Source organism: Kitasatospora viridis (genome assembly GCF_007829815.1).
Classification (GTDB): Bacteria; Actinomycetota; Actinomycetes; order Streptomycetales; family Streptomycetaceae; genus Kitasatospora; species Kitasatospora viridis.
On the sequence record NZ_VIWT01000001.1, the window covers coordinates 54,275 to 69,134 of the forward strand.

A 14,860-nucleotide genomic window follows, 5' to 3' on the forward strand; every position below is an offset into this window, starting at 1 on the left:
CGTCAGATTGGGAGAGCTCCATGCACGACGACCGCACCCTGGTCGAGGCCCGGCTCAAGCGCGTGCTCGACGAGCGCGTCCGGCCCGCCCTCTACCCCGCTTCGGTCCCGCTCACCGCCGGCATCTGGACCGCACCGGGAGAACCGGTCCCGGTCGCCGAGGGCCTGGCGGCCCCGCGCAGCCCGATCGCGGCCGGCGAGCGCTGGGGCGCGCCCTGGAGCACCAGCTGGCTGACCGTCTCCGGCACCGTGCCGGCCGAGTGGGCCGGGCGGTGCGTCGAGGCGCTGATCGACCTGGGCTTCGACAAGAACATGCCCGGCTTCCAGTGCGAGGGCCTGGTCTACCGGCCGGACGGCAGCCCGGTGAAGGGCATCAACCCGAACAACCAGTGGGTGCGGATCGCCGACCGCGCGGTCGGCGGCGAGCAGGTGCTGCTGCACGTGGAGGCCGCCGCCAATCCGGTGATCCTGGACTACCACCCGTTTCTGCCGACCGAGTTGGGCGACAAGGCGACGGCCGGCAGCGAGCCGCAGTACCGGCTGGCCCGGCTGGACCTGGCGGTGCTCGACCAGACGGTCTGGGAGCTGGTGCTCGACCTGGAGGTGGCCGGCGAGCTGATGGCCGAGCTGCCGGTCGACGGCGCCCGGCGCTGGGAGCTGCTGCGCGCGGTCGAACGGGCGCTGGACGCGCTCGACCTCCAGGACGTCAACACCACGGCGGCCGCCGCCCGGGCCGAGCTGGCCGGCGCGCTGGCCGTGCCGGCCGCGCCCGCCGCGCACCGGATCAGCGCCGTCGGCCACGCCCACATCGACTCCGCCTGGCTCTGGCCGCTGCGCGAGACGGTCCGCAAGGTGGCCCGCACCACCGCCAACATGACCGCCCTGCTGGCCGACCACCCCGAGTTCGTCTACACCATGTCACAGGCCCAGCAGTACGCCTGGATCAAGGAGCACCGCCCCGAGGTCTACGCCAAGGTGAAGCAGGCGGTGGCCGAGGGCCGGTTCGTGCCGGCCGGCGGCATGTGGGTGGAGTCCGACACCAACATGCCCGGCTCGGAGGCGATGGCCCGTCAGTTCGTGCACGGCAAGCGGTTCTTCCTGGAGGAGTTCGGCACGGAGAACGAGGAGGCCTGGCTGCCGGACACCTTCGGCTTCACCGGCGGCCTGCCGCAGATCATCAAGGCGGCCGGCGCCAAGTGGCTGCTGACCCAGAAGATCTCCTGGAGCCAGGTCAACTCCTTCCCGCACCACACCTTCTGGTGGGAGGGCATCGACGGCACCCGGATCTTCACCCACTTCCCGCCCGTGGACACCTACAACTGCTCCCTGAAGGGCAGCGAACTAGCCCACGCGGAGCGCAACTTCAAGGAGAAGGGCCGGGCCACCCGGTCACTGGCGCCGACCGGCTGGGGCGACGGCGGGGGCGGCACGACGCGCGAGATGCTCGGCAAGGCGGCCCGGCTGCGCGACCTGGCCGGCTCCCCGACGGTACGCTGGGAGAAGCCGGCCGAGTTCTTCGCCGCCGCCCAGGCCGAGTACCCCGATCCGCCGGTCTGGGTGGGCGAGCTCTACCTGGAGCTGCACCGGGCCACCCTGACCAGCCAGGCGAAGACCAAGCAGGGCAACCGGGCCAGCGAGAACCTGCTGCGGGAGGCCGAGCTGTGGGCCGCCACCGCCGCACTGCGGGCCGGCTTCGCCTACCCGTACCAGGAGTTGGACCGGATCTGGAAGACCGTGCTGCTGCACCAGTTCCACGACATCCTGCCCGGCTCCTCGATCGCCTGGGTGCACCGGGAGGCCGAGGCGACCTACGCCCGGGTGGCCGCCGAGCTGACCGGCGTCATCGAGGCCGCCCAGCGCGCACTGGCCGGCGAGGGCGAGGCCGAGCTGGTCTTCAACTCCGCGCCGCACCACCGCTGCGGAGTCCCGGCCGGCGGCGCCGCCCCCGCCGCGGCGCCGACCGGCGACTGCACGCTGCGCCCGCGCGCGGGCGGCGGCTTCGTGCTGGCCAACGCGCTGCTCCGGGTCGAGGTGGACGGGCGCGGCCTGCTGGTCTCCGTCCACGACCTGGTCGGACAGCGCGAGACGATCGCCCCCGGCGCCGCCGCCAACCTGCTGCAACTCCACCCGGACTTCCCGAACATGTGGGACGCCTGGGACGTGGACCAGTTCTACCGCAACACCGGCACCGACCTGACCGGCGTCGACGAGCTGACGGTGCTCGCCGACAAGCCGGAGGCCGTCGCCGTCCGGGTGACCCGCTCGTTCGGCTCCTCCACGGTCACCCAGACCGTCACCCTGGCCGCCGGCACCAACCGGCTCGACCTGGACACCGAGGTGGACTGGCACGAGCGGGAGAAGTTCCTCAAGCTCGCCTTCCCGCTCGACCTGCACGCCGACCGGTACGCGGCCGAAACCCAGTTCGGCCACCAGTACCGGCCCACCCACACCAACACCAGCTGGGAGGCCGCCAAGTTCGAGGCCTGCAACCACCGCTTCACCCACTTCGCCGAGCCCGGCTGGGGCGTCGCGCTGGTCACCGCCTCCACCTACGGCCACGACGTGACCCGTACCGTGCGCGCCACCGACGCGGGTACCACCACCACGGTGCGGGCCTCGCTGCTGCGCGCCCCGCGCTTCCCCGACCCGCACACCGACCAGGGCCGGCACCGGTTCCGGCACGCCCTGGTGCCGGGCGCCACCATCGCCGACGCGGTCCGCGAGGGCCACCTGGTCAACCTGCCCGAGCGCCGGCTGCCCGGCGCCGGACCGGTCGCGCCGCTGGTCGAACTGGCCGGCGAGGAGGCGGTGCTGAGCGCGGTGAAGCTGGCCGACGACGGCAGCGGCGACCTGGTGGTGCGGCTCTACCAGGCGACCGGCGCGCGCACCCGCACCACCCTGCGCACCGACCTGCCGGTGCGCCGGGTGCACGCCTGCGACCTGCTGGAGCGCCCGCTGGCCGACGGCCACCCCGAACTCGGCGACGGTGAGCTGGAGTTGGTGCTGCGCCCGTTCCAGCTGGTCACCCTGCGCATGGTGCTCTAGGGGGCGTAGACGGCCGGCGGGGGCGTCGGCTCCGGCTGGCCGGCGGGCAGGTAGCGCAGCAGCCAGGTCTCGTAGCTGTGCTTCCACTGGCCGCTGCTCCGGTAGTCCTCCAGGACCTGGTTGACCCAGGCGACCAGGTCCTTGGAGGTGCTCGGCATGGCGACGGCGTACGGCTCCTCGGTCAGCGCGGCGCCGACCACCATGGTCTCCGGGTCCTGGGCGGCCAGGCCGTAGGCGATCGCGTCGTCGGTCAGGACCGCGTCCGCCCGGTGCTGCTGCAGGTCGCGGGCCAGGCAGTCCAGTTCGTTCTGCTCCGTGTGCACCACGGCCCCCGGGAAGCGCTGCTGGCCCTCCGGCAGCCGGGCGTCCGCGGCGAGCAGGTCGGCCGAGGTGGAGCCGACGGCCGTGCAGACCCGCTTGCCCTTGAGCGCATCGGGCCCGCTCTCGTCGGAGCGGTTGCCGGCCTTGGGCACCAGCACCCGCTGGCCCGCCTGGTAGTAGACGGTGGAGAACGCCACCTGCTGCTGCCGCTGGCAGGTGACCGTCATGGTGTGCACCACCAGGTCCACGTGCTGCTGCGGATCGGTCGAGCGCAGGCGGGGTATTCGCTGGTCGTCGTCGACCGGCACGTAGTGCACCGTCTGCGGGTCGGCCCGCCCGAAGAGCGACTGGGCGATCGCGTTCACGATGTCCACGTCGAAGCCCTGCGGCCGACCGTCCGGCCCGAGGAATCCCCACTCGTAGTCGTTGAGGTCGATGCCGGCGATCAGGTAGCCGCGCGCCTTGATCGCGTCGACGGTCGGCCCGCCGGCCTGCGAGGGGCGGTAGGGGCTGGCGTGGGTGTCGCAGTTCCCCGGATCCGCGGCCGCCTGCGCCGGCGTCGGGGCCGCGCTCGGCGCGGGCCGGCCCTGGCCCACCGGCGGCGGGCCGTGCGTCGCCCCCTGCGAGCACCCGGCGGCCCCCGCCACCACCAGCACCGCCGTGGTCACCGCCAGTGCCCGCCGAACTGACCCCATCAGCCCTCCCCGAGTGAAGTGCCGTACCGAGTGCGAGATGTGACACGCCATCATCCACCCGTTCGGTTCCCGCCGGTACACGGCACGTCGGCCGGTGACCATGGGGTAGTCTGGGAACGACGAGTGCGGAATTACAATCAAGGGTCATCCGGAGTCAAAAGCATGGCGCAGCCGAGGCGGGGGAATGTCGGTCCGGAATCCGGGCCCGATACCGAATCCGAAGGTGCCGCACAACCGCAGCACTATTTCTCGGCCGACCCCGCCGTGGAGAGCGCCCGGACCAGCATCGAGATCTCGGCCCGCGGCGTCACCCTGGAACTCCAGACCGACGTCGGCGTGTTCTCCGCCGGAAAGCTGGACAAGGGCACCCGCATCCTGCTGCAGCACGTCCCGCCGCCGCCGAACCGCGGCCGCTATCTGGACCTCGGCTGCGGCTACGGCCCGATCGCCACGACGATGGCGGCGACCCGGCGACGCGCCGAGGTGTGGGCCGTGGACATCAACAACCGGGCCCTGGAACTGGTTCGCGACAACAGCGCGCGGGCCGGCCTGAAAAACGTCAAGGCCTGCCGCCCGGAAGAAGTTCCGCAGGGCCTGGAGTTCGACTTCATCTACTCGAACCCGCCCATTCGGATCGGCAAGGCGGCACTCCACGAGCTGCTGCTGAAATGGCTGCCGCGATTGACCCCCGACGGGGCCGCCTTCATGGTGGTCCAGCGCAATCTGGGCTCGGATTCCCTCGCCAAGTGGCTGAACGAACAGGGATTCCCGACCGAGCGCCTCATCTCGCGCGAGGGCTTCCGCATCCTGCGGACCACCCGCCCCCGCGAGGCCGTCGGCTCCGACCCCGAGGCCTCCGCAGCCCCCGAGGCCCCCTCGGCCCCCGAGAAGACCGCCGGCTGACCGTCCGGCAGCAGCCCGACGCACCGCACCACGTGAAGACAGGAGCGACCCCCTCATGCAGCAGCTCGGCGGCACCGACCTGAAGCGCCTGCACCGCACTTGGCGCCGCAGGAACGAGAACCGGCTGGCCGTGCTCCTGGAGCACGTCGAGTCGCCGTTCAACGTCGGCTCCATCGTGCGCACCGCCGCCGCGATGGGCGCGGAGTCGCTCTACCTGGCCGGCCGGACCCCGGACGTGCAGATCGCCGGCGTCCGCAAGGTCTCGATGGGCACCGACCGCTACCTCTCGGTCCAGCGCTTCGAGACCTTCAAGGAGGCGGCCGCCAAGGCCCGCGCTGACGGCTACCGACTGGTCGCGCTGGAGCTCGCCGACGAGTCCGTCCCGCTGCCGGCCGCCCGGCTGGACAGCGACGTCTGCCTGGTGGTCGGCCACGAGGACCGCGGCGTCTCCGCCGAGGCCCTCAACTCCTGCGACGCCGTGGTGTTCGTGCCGCAGCTCGGCAAGGTCGGCTCGCTGAACGTGGCCACCGCGCTCGCCGTCGGCTGCTACGAGGTGCGCCGCCAGGGCTTCGACTTCGCCGACCAGCCGGCCGAAGGCGCCGACGGCACCGAGGGCTTCGACGCGGAGTAGCCGGCGCCCCTCGGGCGTCGCGGGGCCGCCGGCCATGGGGGTGCCGACGGCCCCGCCCTCCCTACAGGCGCTGCCAGAGCGACGGGACCGCGGGGGGCTCCCATCCCGTCATCGAGGTGTGCGCCTGGAGGCATTGGTAGACCGCCCCGCCGTAGGTCACCAGGTCCCCGGCCTGATAGGCGGTGTCCGGCGCCCAGGGCTGGGCCGCCGCGGTGCCGCTGGGCGACGGGGACGGCGTCGGGCCGTGCGACTGGGTCGGGGTCGGCGTGGGCGAGGGCTGGGTCAGGTTCAGCACGAAGTCGAAGCTCGCCTGGTTCCCCGCGTCCGCCTGACGGACCGTCATCAGCAGCGCGGGGTCGAAGTAGGCGTCGGTGCTGTTGCGCGGCTCGCCGGGGAAGTACAGCTGGGTGGTCAGGATCGGCTGGCCCGGCGCCTGCGCCTTGACGTGGATGTGCCGGGTACGGCCCGGGTAGAGGCCCGGCACGATGGTGGTCAGCTGGTAGCTGCCGTCCGCGTTGGTGAATTGGTGGCCGCGGAAGTCGAAGCCGGTGTTGTCGTACGCCCCGCTGTCGTCGGCCTGCCAGAAGTCCAGCAGGGCCCCGGCCACCGGCCGGCAGGACAGGTCGAAGACGTAGCCGCTGACGGTCAGCGGGGTGCCGACGGTGCCGGGGCCGACCAGCGAGTTGCGCAGCGGTGAGTCCGGCTTGAAGTACGGGCCCTCGATGTTGTCGTGGGTCGGCTGGTCGCCGTCGGTGCAGTCCGGGGTGACGGCCAGCGGGCGGCCGCTCGCGCCCCGGTCCCGGGCCAGCGCGACGGAGCCGCCGATCAGCAGCGGGGCGGCGGCGGTGGCCAGGACGGCGGCCTTGAGCAGGGTCTTCCGGGTGAGGTTACCGGCTGCGGGATCTTCGCTCATGGCTGGTGGAGCTCCCTGTGCTCGGGGGAAGGCGGGATTGGTGCAGGGAGTGGCCGCCGTGGGGGTCCCCCGCCCGGGGAGGTGGGCGGGGAATGGCTGAGCCATGCCAAGCAAGGTATGCGCCCGCCCGCGGCCCGACGATGGACCAGGCTCGGGGAACGTGGTGATTCCTTCGGACGGAAGCGTTCCCTCGGCCGCCGGCGCGGCCCTGAACCGCGTCAGGGCCTGACCGGGTGTCCTCTCGCCGCCCGGCGGAACGCGCCCGGACTCACCCCGCTCTCCCGCCGGAAGAACCGGCAGAAGTACGAGGGGTCGCCGAACCCCACCCGCTCGGATATCTGACGAACCGTCAAGTCACTGCCGACCAGCAACCGTTTGGCCTCCAGAGTCTGCTGCTCGCGGACCAGCCGGGCCGGGGTGCGGCCGGTGGTGCGCTTCACCGCCTCGTGCAGGTGGCCGGCCGAGACGCCGAGCTCGCGGGCCAGCGCGCCGACCGAGCGGTCGAGGCCGACCGAGCGCTCCCGGGCACCGGGCGGGGCGATCAGCCGGCTGAACCGGGCCGCCAGTTCACCGGCCCGGTCGGCCGTCGGGCCGCCCGCCGCACCCGCCGCCGTCCCGGCCCCGGGCAGCCGCAGCGCCCGCAGCACCAGGATGTGCAGGTAGCTGGCGAGCACCCCGGCGAAGCCCGGATCGGCCTGCCGGTACTCCTCCGCCATCGCGCCGAACAGCGCCTCGACCCGCGCCGCCTCGGGCCCGCCGAGCCGCAGCCCCGGCCGGCGGGACAGGGTGCGCAGCGCCTCGGCGTCCTCGGGGTGCGGGAGCAGGAACTCCTCGTTGAAGACCAGCACCCAGCCGGTCAGGTCCTCGTCCTCCCAGTGGTGCACCTGCCCGGGCGCGATCACGTACAGCTGCGGCGGGCCCAGCGGGTGGCGCTCCAGGTCCACCACGTGGGCCCCGGTGCCGCCGGTGACCAGGACGACCTCGTGGAAGGTGTGCCGGTGCGGGTCCGGGGAGTGCGAGTGCGGCCCGAGGCCCGCGAAGGTCCCGATCTCGAACGGCAGCACCCCGGGCTGGTCGGTGGGCAGTTCGTGCAGCTCCACCGAGTACCCGGGGCGGCCGGGGAGCCGACGGCAGCGCGCCGGGCGCGGGTCGTGCCGTGGCGGGTCGAGCCGTACTGGATCGTGCTGGGGCGGGTCGTGCTGTGGGGGTGGGTAGCTCATGGCTGAGTGCTGCCCACCCGGGGCACGCGGCTACCGCAGGTCGCCCTCCGGGGCGAGATGGCCGAACCGCTCGCGGGCCTGCTCCGGACCGCTGCCCAGCGCCCGGCCGATGCCCTCCCAGGAGAGCAGGTTGCGCAGCCCGGCCCCGACCGCCGCGTCCGCGGTCGCGCCCGCCGTCCGCTCGATCTGCGCCACCACCCGCAGCGCGGTGGCCGACCGGGTCGCCGCGAGCTCCCCGACCCGGCGCTCCAAGGTGGCGAGCAACTGTTCGACGTCGCGCGGGATCACGCCCTCGGCGAGCTCGACGTGCTGCTCCCAGTCCGCGTACGGGCCGGTGGGCTGCTCGACCGCCTCGGTCGCCTCGTCGTCGCCGAAGTCGACCGGGTGCGACTCGACGCCGCGCCAGCCGCACCGGCAGGCGCCCCGCACCCCGACGGCCCGCGGGCCGTCCGCCCCGTTGTAGGCCCACCAGACGGTGCGCCCGTCGGCCGTCGGGCCCGGCTCACCGCCGTCGGGCAACACGGCTGCCAGGAAACCCTCATGACGACCTGTCTCGTCCACCCAGGGCACGCCGCACTCCTTCCGCTGTCGGAATGTGCGGCCAGGTTCGTCCGCCGCGGCGGGCGCTGTCAAGGCGGCTTGAAACGGCGGGCGCCGTGGAGTATGGGCCGCCGCGCTACGCCTCGCCCGGGTGCCAGGTGGGCCACTCCCACGGGTGGTCGCGCCACGCGACCTTGCCGGGGGCGGTGAGTTCGGCGCGCGGGAACAGCCGGGCGGCCTCGGCGCGGAACTCCTGCTCGTCCACCGGCTCCCAGTCGTGTCCGCGGAAGCGGACCAGGCGGTACCGCGAGTCCGCGTCGATCGGCGCGACCTCGGCGATCGGGTCTTCACGGGTCTTGGTGTCCATACCCCAAGGATGCTCCTCGGCCGGAGCCTCGGCCGCCCGCCATCCGCTCACCGCCGCAGCAGCGCGCGCAGCTCCCCGGCCACTCCCGCGGGCTCCTCCTCCGCCATGAAGTGCCCCCAGTCCACCGTGCGGTGCACCAGGTCCGGCGCCCAGGCCGACCAGCGGGCGCGGGCGTCGAAGCCGAGCGCCGCGCCCCAGTCCTGCTGGAGCACGGTGACCGGCATCGCGAGGCGCCGGCCCGCCGCCCGGTCGGCCCGGTCGTGCTCGACGTCGATCCCGGCCGAGGCCCGGTAGTCGGCCACGATCGAGGGCACCGCCGCCCGGCAGGCGTCCAGGTAGGCGGCCCGGACCTCGGCGGGCGCGGGCTCCCGGGCCCACGCGTCCAGGAAGTGGCCGAAGAAGGCGTCCGGTGCGGCGCCGATCAGCTGCTCGGGCAGGCCCGGCGGCTGGGCCATCAGGTAGAGGTGGAAGCCGACGGCCGCGCCGGTGCCGTGCATCACCTCCCAGGTGTCCAGGGTCGGCAGCACGTCCAGGCAGGCCAGGTGGCTGATCGCGCCCGGGTGGTCCAGGGCGGCCCGCAGCGCGACCAGCGCGCCCCGGTCGTGGCCGGCCAGCGCGAACCGCGGATGCCCGAGCTCCCGGGCCAGCTCGACCACGTCGCGGGCCATCGCGCGCTTGGCGTAGGCGGTGCCGTCGGGGTCGGCGGGCTTGTCGCTGGCGCCGTAGCCGCGCAGGTCGGGGCAGATCACGGTGTGCTCGGCGGCCAGTTCGGCGGCGACCAGGCGCCACATCAGCCGGGTCTGCGGGAAGCCGTGCAGCAGCACCAGCGGGGTGCCGGTGCCGCCGACCGCCGCGCTCAGCTCGACGCCGTCTGCGACGCGGATCCGGTGCTGGTCGAAGCCGGGGATGGTCATGAGGTCTCCTTGCGGGGGTTACCGGTGGACCCAGCCTCCCGCTGCCGGATCAGCAACCGGTCAGCACGTACCGTGGCGGCGTGGCGAGTGATCGAGGAGCAGCGTTGTCGCAGGTCGGCTTCGGTGTGCTCGGGCCGGTGGCGGCCTGGGACGGCGCGGGAGGGGCGCTCGCCCTGAAGGGCCCGCGGCACCGCGAGGTGCTGGGCCGGCTGCTGGTGGCGCGCCGCCGGGTGGTGCCGGTCGGCACGCTGGTCGCCGACCTGTGGACCGAGCCGCCGGCCGGTGCCGCCGGGGCGGTGCAGACCTTCGTCGCCGCGCTGCGCCGGGTGCTGGAGCCCGACCGCCCGCCGCGCGCCCCGGCCGCGCTGCTGGTCACCGACGGTCCGGGCTACGCGCTGCGGGCCGCGTCGGAGGCGGTGGACGCCTGGCGGTTCGAGGCCGCCGTCGGCGCCGCCGAACGGCTGCCGCCCGAGCGGGCCGCCGTGCTGCTCGCCGAGGCCCTCGGCTGGTGGCGGGGACCGGCCTACGCCGAGTTCGCCGACCGGCGCTGGGCCCGGGCGGAGCGCTCCCGGCTGCTCGAACTGCGCCTGCTCGCGGTCGAACGGCTGGCCGGGGCCCGGCTCGCGCTGGGCGCGGCGGAGCTGGCGGTGCCCGAGCTGGAGGCGCACCTGACGGAGCATCCGGGCCGCGAGCAGGCCTGGCGGCTGCTCGCGCTGGCCGTCCACCGGACGGGCCGTCAGGGCGACGCGCTCGCCGTGCTCCGCCGGGCCCGGCGGACGCTGGCCGAGCAACTGGGCCTGGACCCGGGCCCGGAGCTGCGCCGGTTGGAGGCCCGGATGCTCGCCCAGGACCCCGGGCTGGCCGACCCCGCCCCGGGCCCGGAGGCGATCTGGCAGCGGGCGGCCGCGGCCTACGACCGCGCGGTGCCCGAGGGCTCGCCGGCCCGGCTGGAGTCCACCGTCGCCCTGCTGCGCGGACTCGCGGTGACGGGTGCCGACGGGCTGGACGCCGCCCGGCAGCACCGCCTCGCGGTGGTCACGGCCGCCGAGGCGCTCGGCGACCCCGAGCTCACCGCCCGGGTGATCGGCGCCTTCGACGTGCCGGCCCTCTGGCCGCGCGGCGACGACCCGGCGCAGGCCCGGCAGGTGGTCGCGGCGGCCGAACGCACCCTCGCCGCGCTGCCGCCGGGCGCCGCGCACGACCCGGCCCGCGCGCGGCTGCTGGCGACGGTGGCCGTCGAGTCCCGGGGCACCCGCTCGCCGCGCGGGGCCGCGGCGGCGTGGCAGGCGGAGGAGATCGCCCGCCGGCTGGACGATCCGGCCCTGCTGGCCTTCGCGCTCAACGGGGTGTTCCTGCACTGCTGCGACCGGGCCGGCTCGGCGGCGCAGCGCCGGCGGACGGGCGCGGAGCTGGTGGCGCTCGCCCAGCGCCACCAGCTGGCCTCTTTCGAGGTGCTCGGGCGGCTGATCCTCCTTCAGGCCCGTTGCTCCACAGGCGAGTTCGACGCAGCCGATCGGGAGGCCGAGGCGGTGGACCGGCTCGCCGACCGCCACGGGCGCCCGCTGGCCCGGGTCTTCACTGCGGGGTACCGGGCGCTGCGGGCCGCCGCCACCGGGCGGAGCGACGAAGCGGCTGACGCCTACCGGGCGTTGGCGCCGCGCCTAGCCGGGGCGGCGATGCCGGGCGTGGCGGCGGGGCTGGTGCCGCTGGCCCTGCTCGGGCTGCGGCTGCGCCCCGGCGCGCCGCGCCCCGCCGTGGACCGCACGGCCGACTGGGGGCCGTACCGGCCGTGGCTGGAGCCGTTGCTGCTGCTGGACGCGGGCCGCGCACCGGCGGCGCGCGCCGCGCTGCGCGCACTCCCGGAGCCCGATCCCGGTCTGCTGTACGAGGCGCTGTGCTGCCTGGAGATCGCGGGCGCCGCGGAGCTCGCCGACCAGCCCGCCCTGGAGCGCGCCCGCGACCGGCTGCGCCCGGCGGCCGGCGAACTGGCCGGGGCGGGCAGCGGGTTCCTCTCCTTCGGCGCGGTGGACGAGTGGCTGGCGGTCGGCTGCTAGCCGACCTGGATCTCCACCCAAGGGCTCATCATGACCCCGTTCTCGCCGTTCGGCTGCTGGGCCAGCGCGCCCTGGGCCTGCGCCAGGTTCTGCCCCGGGGCCTGCCAGAACCGGTGGCCGGCCCCGTCGGGGATCAACGCCCAGTACTGGTAGTGCGTCACGGTGAGGTAGACGCGCTTCTGGATGTAGTCCAGCACCACCTTGACGTTGTGCGGGACTTCCTCCCCCGCCCCGGTGTACTCGGCGAATCCGCGGGGCGCGGTGGCCGCGTTCACGATGGAGGCGCCGGCGCCGGACTGGGAGTGCGTCTCGTAGTGCGTGTGCAGCGCCCTGGCGTGCTCGGGGATGGCATTCGGGTCGAAGCCGTTGTCCGGCAGCTTCCCGCTGTCGTCCTGGTGCCAGCTGCGCAGCGTGCCCGGCGCCACGGGGCTCTTCTCCTGGCGCGCCTTCTCGTTCGGGGTGCGTTCGTCGATCACCACCCGCCGGCCCACCTGCGCGTGGTCGTCCTCCAGTTGGAAGCGCACGTCGAAGATCAGGTTCATCAACGGGCGCGGCAACAGGCTGCTGGCCTGCGCCATGGTGAGCTGCTTGAGCGGCAGTTGGCCGTTGCCCCGGGGCGCCTGGTCGGTGTCCGGGGACTCGGCCAGCGGGCCGAGGGCGTCGGCCACCTGGCTGTGCATCATCTGCGGGAGGCGCCAACTCGGCTCCGCCGGGTGGTTGGCCGGCAGCGGCGAGTGCTCGTACCCCTGCCCGACGTTGTTCTCCCGGGCGTAGCGGGTCATCGAGTTCGGCACGATCGCCTGCGCGGACTGGTTGGGGTGGTTGTACCTGGGGACCTCGGTCTGCAGGGTGTTCAGGACCGTGTTCACCTTGGTCACCAGCGCGTTCAGGGCGGTGACCAGGGTCGGCACCGCGATCTGCTGGTTCCTGAGGTTCCGCTGGAAGTCGGCCAGGTCCGTCTCGACGGTCGCGTCCTGCCCCATCGCCGCCGCCCGCTTCGCGTCGTCGCGGACGGCGTAGAGGAAGTAGCGGCCCAGTTGGGGGCGCGTCAGCTCCTCGACGCCCAGGCCCCGCTGGTACATCGCCGGGGTGATCTTGACGATCCGTTGGATCACCGGAGCGCCGGCAGCGGCCGGTGGCGCCTCCTGGCGCGCGAGTTGGACCACGGCCGCGTTGCCCACCGTCCGCTGCAAGGTGCGGATCGAGTCCGGGGTGAGCAGACCGCGCGTGAAAGGGGTGGTGGCCACGGCGGCCTGCGGGGCCGGGTCCGTCCGGACCTGGTGGCCGTCCGCTCCCGCGGTCGTCTTCCGCTCCTGCGCCTGCATGCCCGTGCTCCCTGTTCCGATGACGCCCCCGCCCGAGGATGCCCGCGCCGCCCCTCGTTCGTACAGGTCCGCTCGGACAGGAGTTCGGGCACCCGCGCGGCCGGCTAACGCCCGACCACCACGGTCGCCCGCCAGCTGCGGCCGGTGCCGTCCCGGCTGGTCAGTTGGACCGTGCCGGTCGCGCGGGCGCGGAACAGCGCGGGGGTCACGCCGATCGGGGCGGTGAGCTGGTCGGCCGGGACGGCGGTGAGCACGGTCGGGCCGGAGCTGGTGACCGGTGCCCACCTGCCTCCAGCGGCCGTGGCGGTCGCCGTCGCGGTCAGGAAGACCGAGAGCTGGTCGCCGACGGCGAGGCAGTAACTGCCGGACTGCGCCTCGGTGAGGCTGCCGGCGGTGTGCGGCAGCACGGCGTCCGGCGGCTGCTCGCAGGGCGGCCGGGCGGCGGTCCCGGTGTGCCCGGCCGGGTGCTGGTCGGCGCAGCCGGCGGTGAGCAGCAGGGCGGCGGTGGCGGCGAGCAGGGCGGCTCGGGTCCGGCGGTGCATGGGCGCGGCTCCAGGAGTGGACGGGGTGGGCCCGCCGCCCCACGTCGGCGGGCCCACTGGTGGCTAGGTACCGGCGGCTCAGCGCCGGTGGCTCAGCGCCGTTGACTCAGTACCGGTGGCTCAGTTCTGGTTGGTCGCGCTGGTGTACGAGGTCACGCAGCCGCCGGCGTTGCCGTTGAAGTTGTTGCTCCACAGCGACTGCACCGCGAAGTTCGCGCCGTTCAGGCCGATGATGCTGGAGGCGCCCTGGCCGCTGGAGACCCAGGCGCACTTGTCGCCGGTCTCCGAGCCGGTGGAGTCGGTCCAACCGCTGGACGGCGCCGGGTCGGTCAGCGTCTCGGCGTACTCGTGGCCGCCGACGATGGTCACGCCCTCGCTGTTGGCGTTCACCCCGCTGCTGCCGGTGGCGACGAAGCCCGCGCCGCAGCCGGAGCCGGCGTCCGCGACGTACGGCATGTTGGTGTAGGGCAGGTCGGCGCCGTTCACCGAGGTGTGGTCGTGCCAGGCGCAGTACGAGGTCTTGAAGCCCTGCGGCACCACGCCGTGCGGCGCGTCCACGATGATCTGCACGTTGTCGCCGGAGACGCCGAAGTGCGCGGCGGCCCGCTGCGCCTCCGCGGCGATCGCCGAACTGCCGGGCTTGCCAGGTGCCTTGACGCCGCTGTCCAGCCAGGTGCCGGCGACCGGGTTGGCGGCCGGGTGGCCGACGGCGGTGCCGGCGCCGTTGCAGGAGGTGGTGCCGGTGGCCACGCCCTCGCAGTACTGGGTCTGCGAGGCGGACCAGGTGTCGCCGCTGCCGTAGGCGTGCTGGAAGAACGAGAGCTGCAGCGCGGCCTCGCCGGCCGGGTCGTTGGTGATCGAGCTGGAGCCCCACTGGGAGCCCCAGTAGACGATGTACACGGTCGGGCTGGTGACCACGTTGCCCCCGCCGTAGGCGAGGTTGCCGCCGGTGCTGCCGGCGGTGCCCGCGTGGGTGGCCATGTGGTGGGCGGTCTCGGGAGCGGCGGCGCCGGCCGGGCCGGCGGTGGCCAGACCGGCCAGGGAGAGTGCGGCCGCGGCGGCGACGGCCAGACCGGTGCGCTGGAACTTGCTGGTACGCATGCTGGGAGAGCCCTTCGACTGGGGTGTTCGACGGGTGCGGCGCCGTCCGCGGGCAGGCCCGGGCGAGGCCCGGTGGGGCCCTCGGGTGCGGCGAACTGCGTTGGCGCCGTTGCTCGGTGGGGGATGCCCGCGATTGCGGGTGGCTGGGAGCGTAGCGAGGGCCATTCGACCGGTCAACGGTTCGCGCAGTCCGGGTAAAACACTGTCAATACAGTGAATTGACGATGCCTCAGGCAGCTGTGAGCCTCCTGTGCGGACGCTGGGCGCGTACCTGCCGCGGCAACGGACGG

General features: G+C 74.3%; 13 protein-coding genes. 4 read left to right on the forward strand and 9 right to left on the reverse strand.

Annotated features, from left to right (window positions below):
* Positions 1 to 20 precede the first annotated feature (20 nt).
* Positions 21 to 3,044: an alpha-mannosidase gene (locus FHX73_RS00240; protein WP_145902666.1), complete on the forward strand. Its 3,024-nt coding sequence runs from the start codon at positions 21 to 23 to the stop codon at positions 3,042 to 3,044.
* Here the strand turns inward: FHX73_RS00240 and FHX73_RS00245 are convergent.
* Positions 3,041 to 4,060, reverse strand: coding sequence for a glutamate ABC transporter substrate-binding protein (locus FHX73_RS00245; protein ID WP_145902667.1), 1,020 nt, complete (start codon positions 4,058 to 4,060; stop codon positions 3,041 to 3,043). The two genes, FHX73_RS00240 and FHX73_RS00245, sit on opposite strands and share 4 nt — an antisense overlap.
* 162 nt (positions 4,061 to 4,222) lie before the next feature.
* Between FHX73_RS00245 and FHX73_RS00250 the strand changes: the two genes are divergently transcribed.
* Entirely contained in the window at positions 4,223 to 4,963 is a 741-nt protein-coding gene (locus FHX73_RS00250) for a class I SAM-dependent methyltransferase (RefSeq protein ID WP_145902668.1), read from the forward strand.
* A gap of 55 nt (positions 4,964 to 5,018) precedes the next feature.
* Positions 5,019 to 5,594: a TrmH family RNA methyltransferase gene (locus FHX73_RS00255; protein WP_145902669.1), complete on the forward strand. Its 576-nt coding sequence runs from the start codon at positions 5,019 to 5,021 to the stop codon at positions 5,592 to 5,594.
* A 61-nt stretch (positions 5,595 to 5,655) separates the two neighbouring features.
* Here the strand turns inward: FHX73_RS00255 and FHX73_RS00260 are convergent, their stop codons facing one another.
* The 5 genes from FHX73_RS00260 to FHX73_RS00280 form a co-directional block, all read right to left on the reverse strand.
* Entirely contained in the window at positions 5,656 to 6,507 is an 852-nt protein-coding gene (locus tag FHX73_RS00260) for a dioxygenase family protein (RefSeq protein WP_145902670.1), read from the reverse strand.
* A gap of 218 nt (positions 6,508 to 6,725) precedes the next feature.
* The gene (locus FHX73_RS00265) at positions 6,726 to 7,727 is read right to left on the reverse strand and encodes a helix-turn-helix transcriptional regulator (protein WP_145902671.1); all 1,002 of its coding nucleotides are present in this window, start codon (positions 7,725 to 7,727) and stop codon (positions 6,726 to 6,728) included.
* 30 nt (positions 7,728 to 7,757) lie between these two features.
* Positions 7,758 to 8,297, reverse strand: coding sequence for a hypothetical protein (locus tag FHX73_RS00270; protein WP_170304793.1), 540 nt, complete (start codon positions 8,295 to 8,297; stop codon positions 7,758 to 7,760).
* Positions 8,298 to 8,403: 106 nt separating this feature from the next.
* Positions 8,404 to 8,634, reverse strand: coding sequence for a hypothetical protein (locus FHX73_RS00275; protein ID WP_145902673.1), 231 nt, complete (start codon positions 8,632 to 8,634; stop codon positions 8,404 to 8,406).
* 47 nt (positions 8,635 to 8,681) lie between these two features.
* Entirely contained in the window at positions 8,682 to 9,548 is an 867-nt protein-coding gene (locus FHX73_RS00280; RefSeq protein ID WP_145902674.1) for an alpha/beta fold hydrolase, read from the reverse strand.
* A gap of 104 nt (positions 9,549 to 9,652) precedes the next feature.
* On the opposite strand from FHX73_RS00280, the gene FHX73_RS00285 reads away from it, so the two are divergent.
* Positions 9,653 to 11,602 carry an AfsR/SARP family transcriptional regulator gene (locus FHX73_RS00285; protein ID WP_145902675.1) on the forward strand — a complete coding sequence of 650 codons (1,950 nt, stop codon included), beginning with the start codon at positions 9,653 to 9,655 and terminating at the stop codon, positions 11,600 to 11,602.
* Here the strand turns inward: FHX73_RS00285 and FHX73_RS00290 are convergent.
* From FHX73_RS00290 to FHX73_RS00300, 3 genes are all read right to left on the reverse strand, one after another.
* The gene (locus FHX73_RS00290; protein ID WP_145902676.1) at positions 11,599 to 12,927 is read right to left on the reverse strand and encodes a hypothetical protein; all 1,329 of its coding nucleotides are present in this window, start codon (positions 12,925 to 12,927) and stop codon (positions 11,599 to 11,601) included. The two genes, FHX73_RS00285 and FHX73_RS00290, sit on opposite strands and share 4 nt — an antisense overlap.
* 104 nt (positions 12,928 to 13,031) lie before the next feature.
* Positions 13,032 to 13,469 (reverse strand): hypothetical protein, encoded by a 438-nt coding sequence (locus FHX73_RS00295; protein ID WP_145902677.1) that lies wholly within the window; start codon positions 13,467 to 13,469, stop codon positions 13,032 to 13,034.
* A 120-nt stretch (positions 13,470 to 13,589) separates the two neighbouring features.
* The gene (locus FHX73_RS00300; protein WP_145902678.1) at positions 13,590 to 14,570 is read right to left on the reverse strand and encodes a hypothetical protein; all 981 of its coding nucleotides are present in this window, start codon (positions 14,568 to 14,570) and stop codon (positions 13,590 to 13,592) included.
* Positions 14,571 to 14,860 lie beyond the last annotated feature (290 nt).

Excerpts from the sequence above, each read along its gene's own strand:
- FHX73_RS00240 (WP_145902666.1), top strand. The coding sequence starts at position 21 with ATGCACGACGACCGCACCCTGGTCGAGGCCCGGCTCAAGCGCGTGCTC.
- FHX73_RS00245 (WP_145902667.1), bottom strand. The coding sequence starts at position 4,060 with ATGGGGTCAGTTCGGCGGGCACTGGCGGTGACCACGGCGGTGCTGGTG.
- FHX73_RS00250 (WP_145902668.1), top strand. The coding sequence starts at position 4,223 with ATGGCGCAGCCGAGGCGGGGGAATGTCGGTCCGGAATCCGGGCCCGAT.
- FHX73_RS00255 (WP_145902669.1), top strand. The coding sequence starts at position 5,019 with ATGCAGCAGCTCGGCGGCACCGACCTGAAGCGCCTGCACCGCACTTGG.
- FHX73_RS00260 (WP_145902670.1), bottom strand. The coding sequence starts at position 6,507 with ATGAGCGAAGATCCCGCAGCCGGTAACCTCACCCGGAAGACCCTGCTC.
- FHX73_RS00265 (WP_145902671.1), bottom strand. The coding sequence starts at position 7,727 with ATGAGCTACCCACCCCCACAGCACGACCCGCCCCAGCACGATCCAGTA.
- FHX73_RS00275 (WP_145902673.1), bottom strand. The coding sequence starts at position 8,634 with ATGGACACCAAGACCCGTGAAGACCCGATCGCCGAGGTCGCGCCGATC.
- FHX73_RS00280 (WP_145902674.1), bottom strand. The coding sequence starts at position 9,548 with ATGACCATCCCCGGCTTCGACCAGCACCGGATCCGCGTCGCAGACGGC.
- FHX73_RS00290 (WP_145902676.1), bottom strand. The coding sequence starts at position 12,927 with ATGCAGGCGCAGGAGCGGAAGACGACCGCGGGAGCGGACGGCCACCAG.
- FHX73_RS00295 (WP_145902677.1), bottom strand. The coding sequence starts at position 13,469 with ATGCACCGCCGGACCCGAGCCGCCCTGCTCGCCGCCACCGCCGCCCTG.
- FHX73_RS00300 (WP_145902678.1), bottom strand. The coding sequence starts at position 14,570 with ATGCGTACCAGCAAGTTCCAGCGCACCGGTCTGGCCGTCGCCGCCGCG.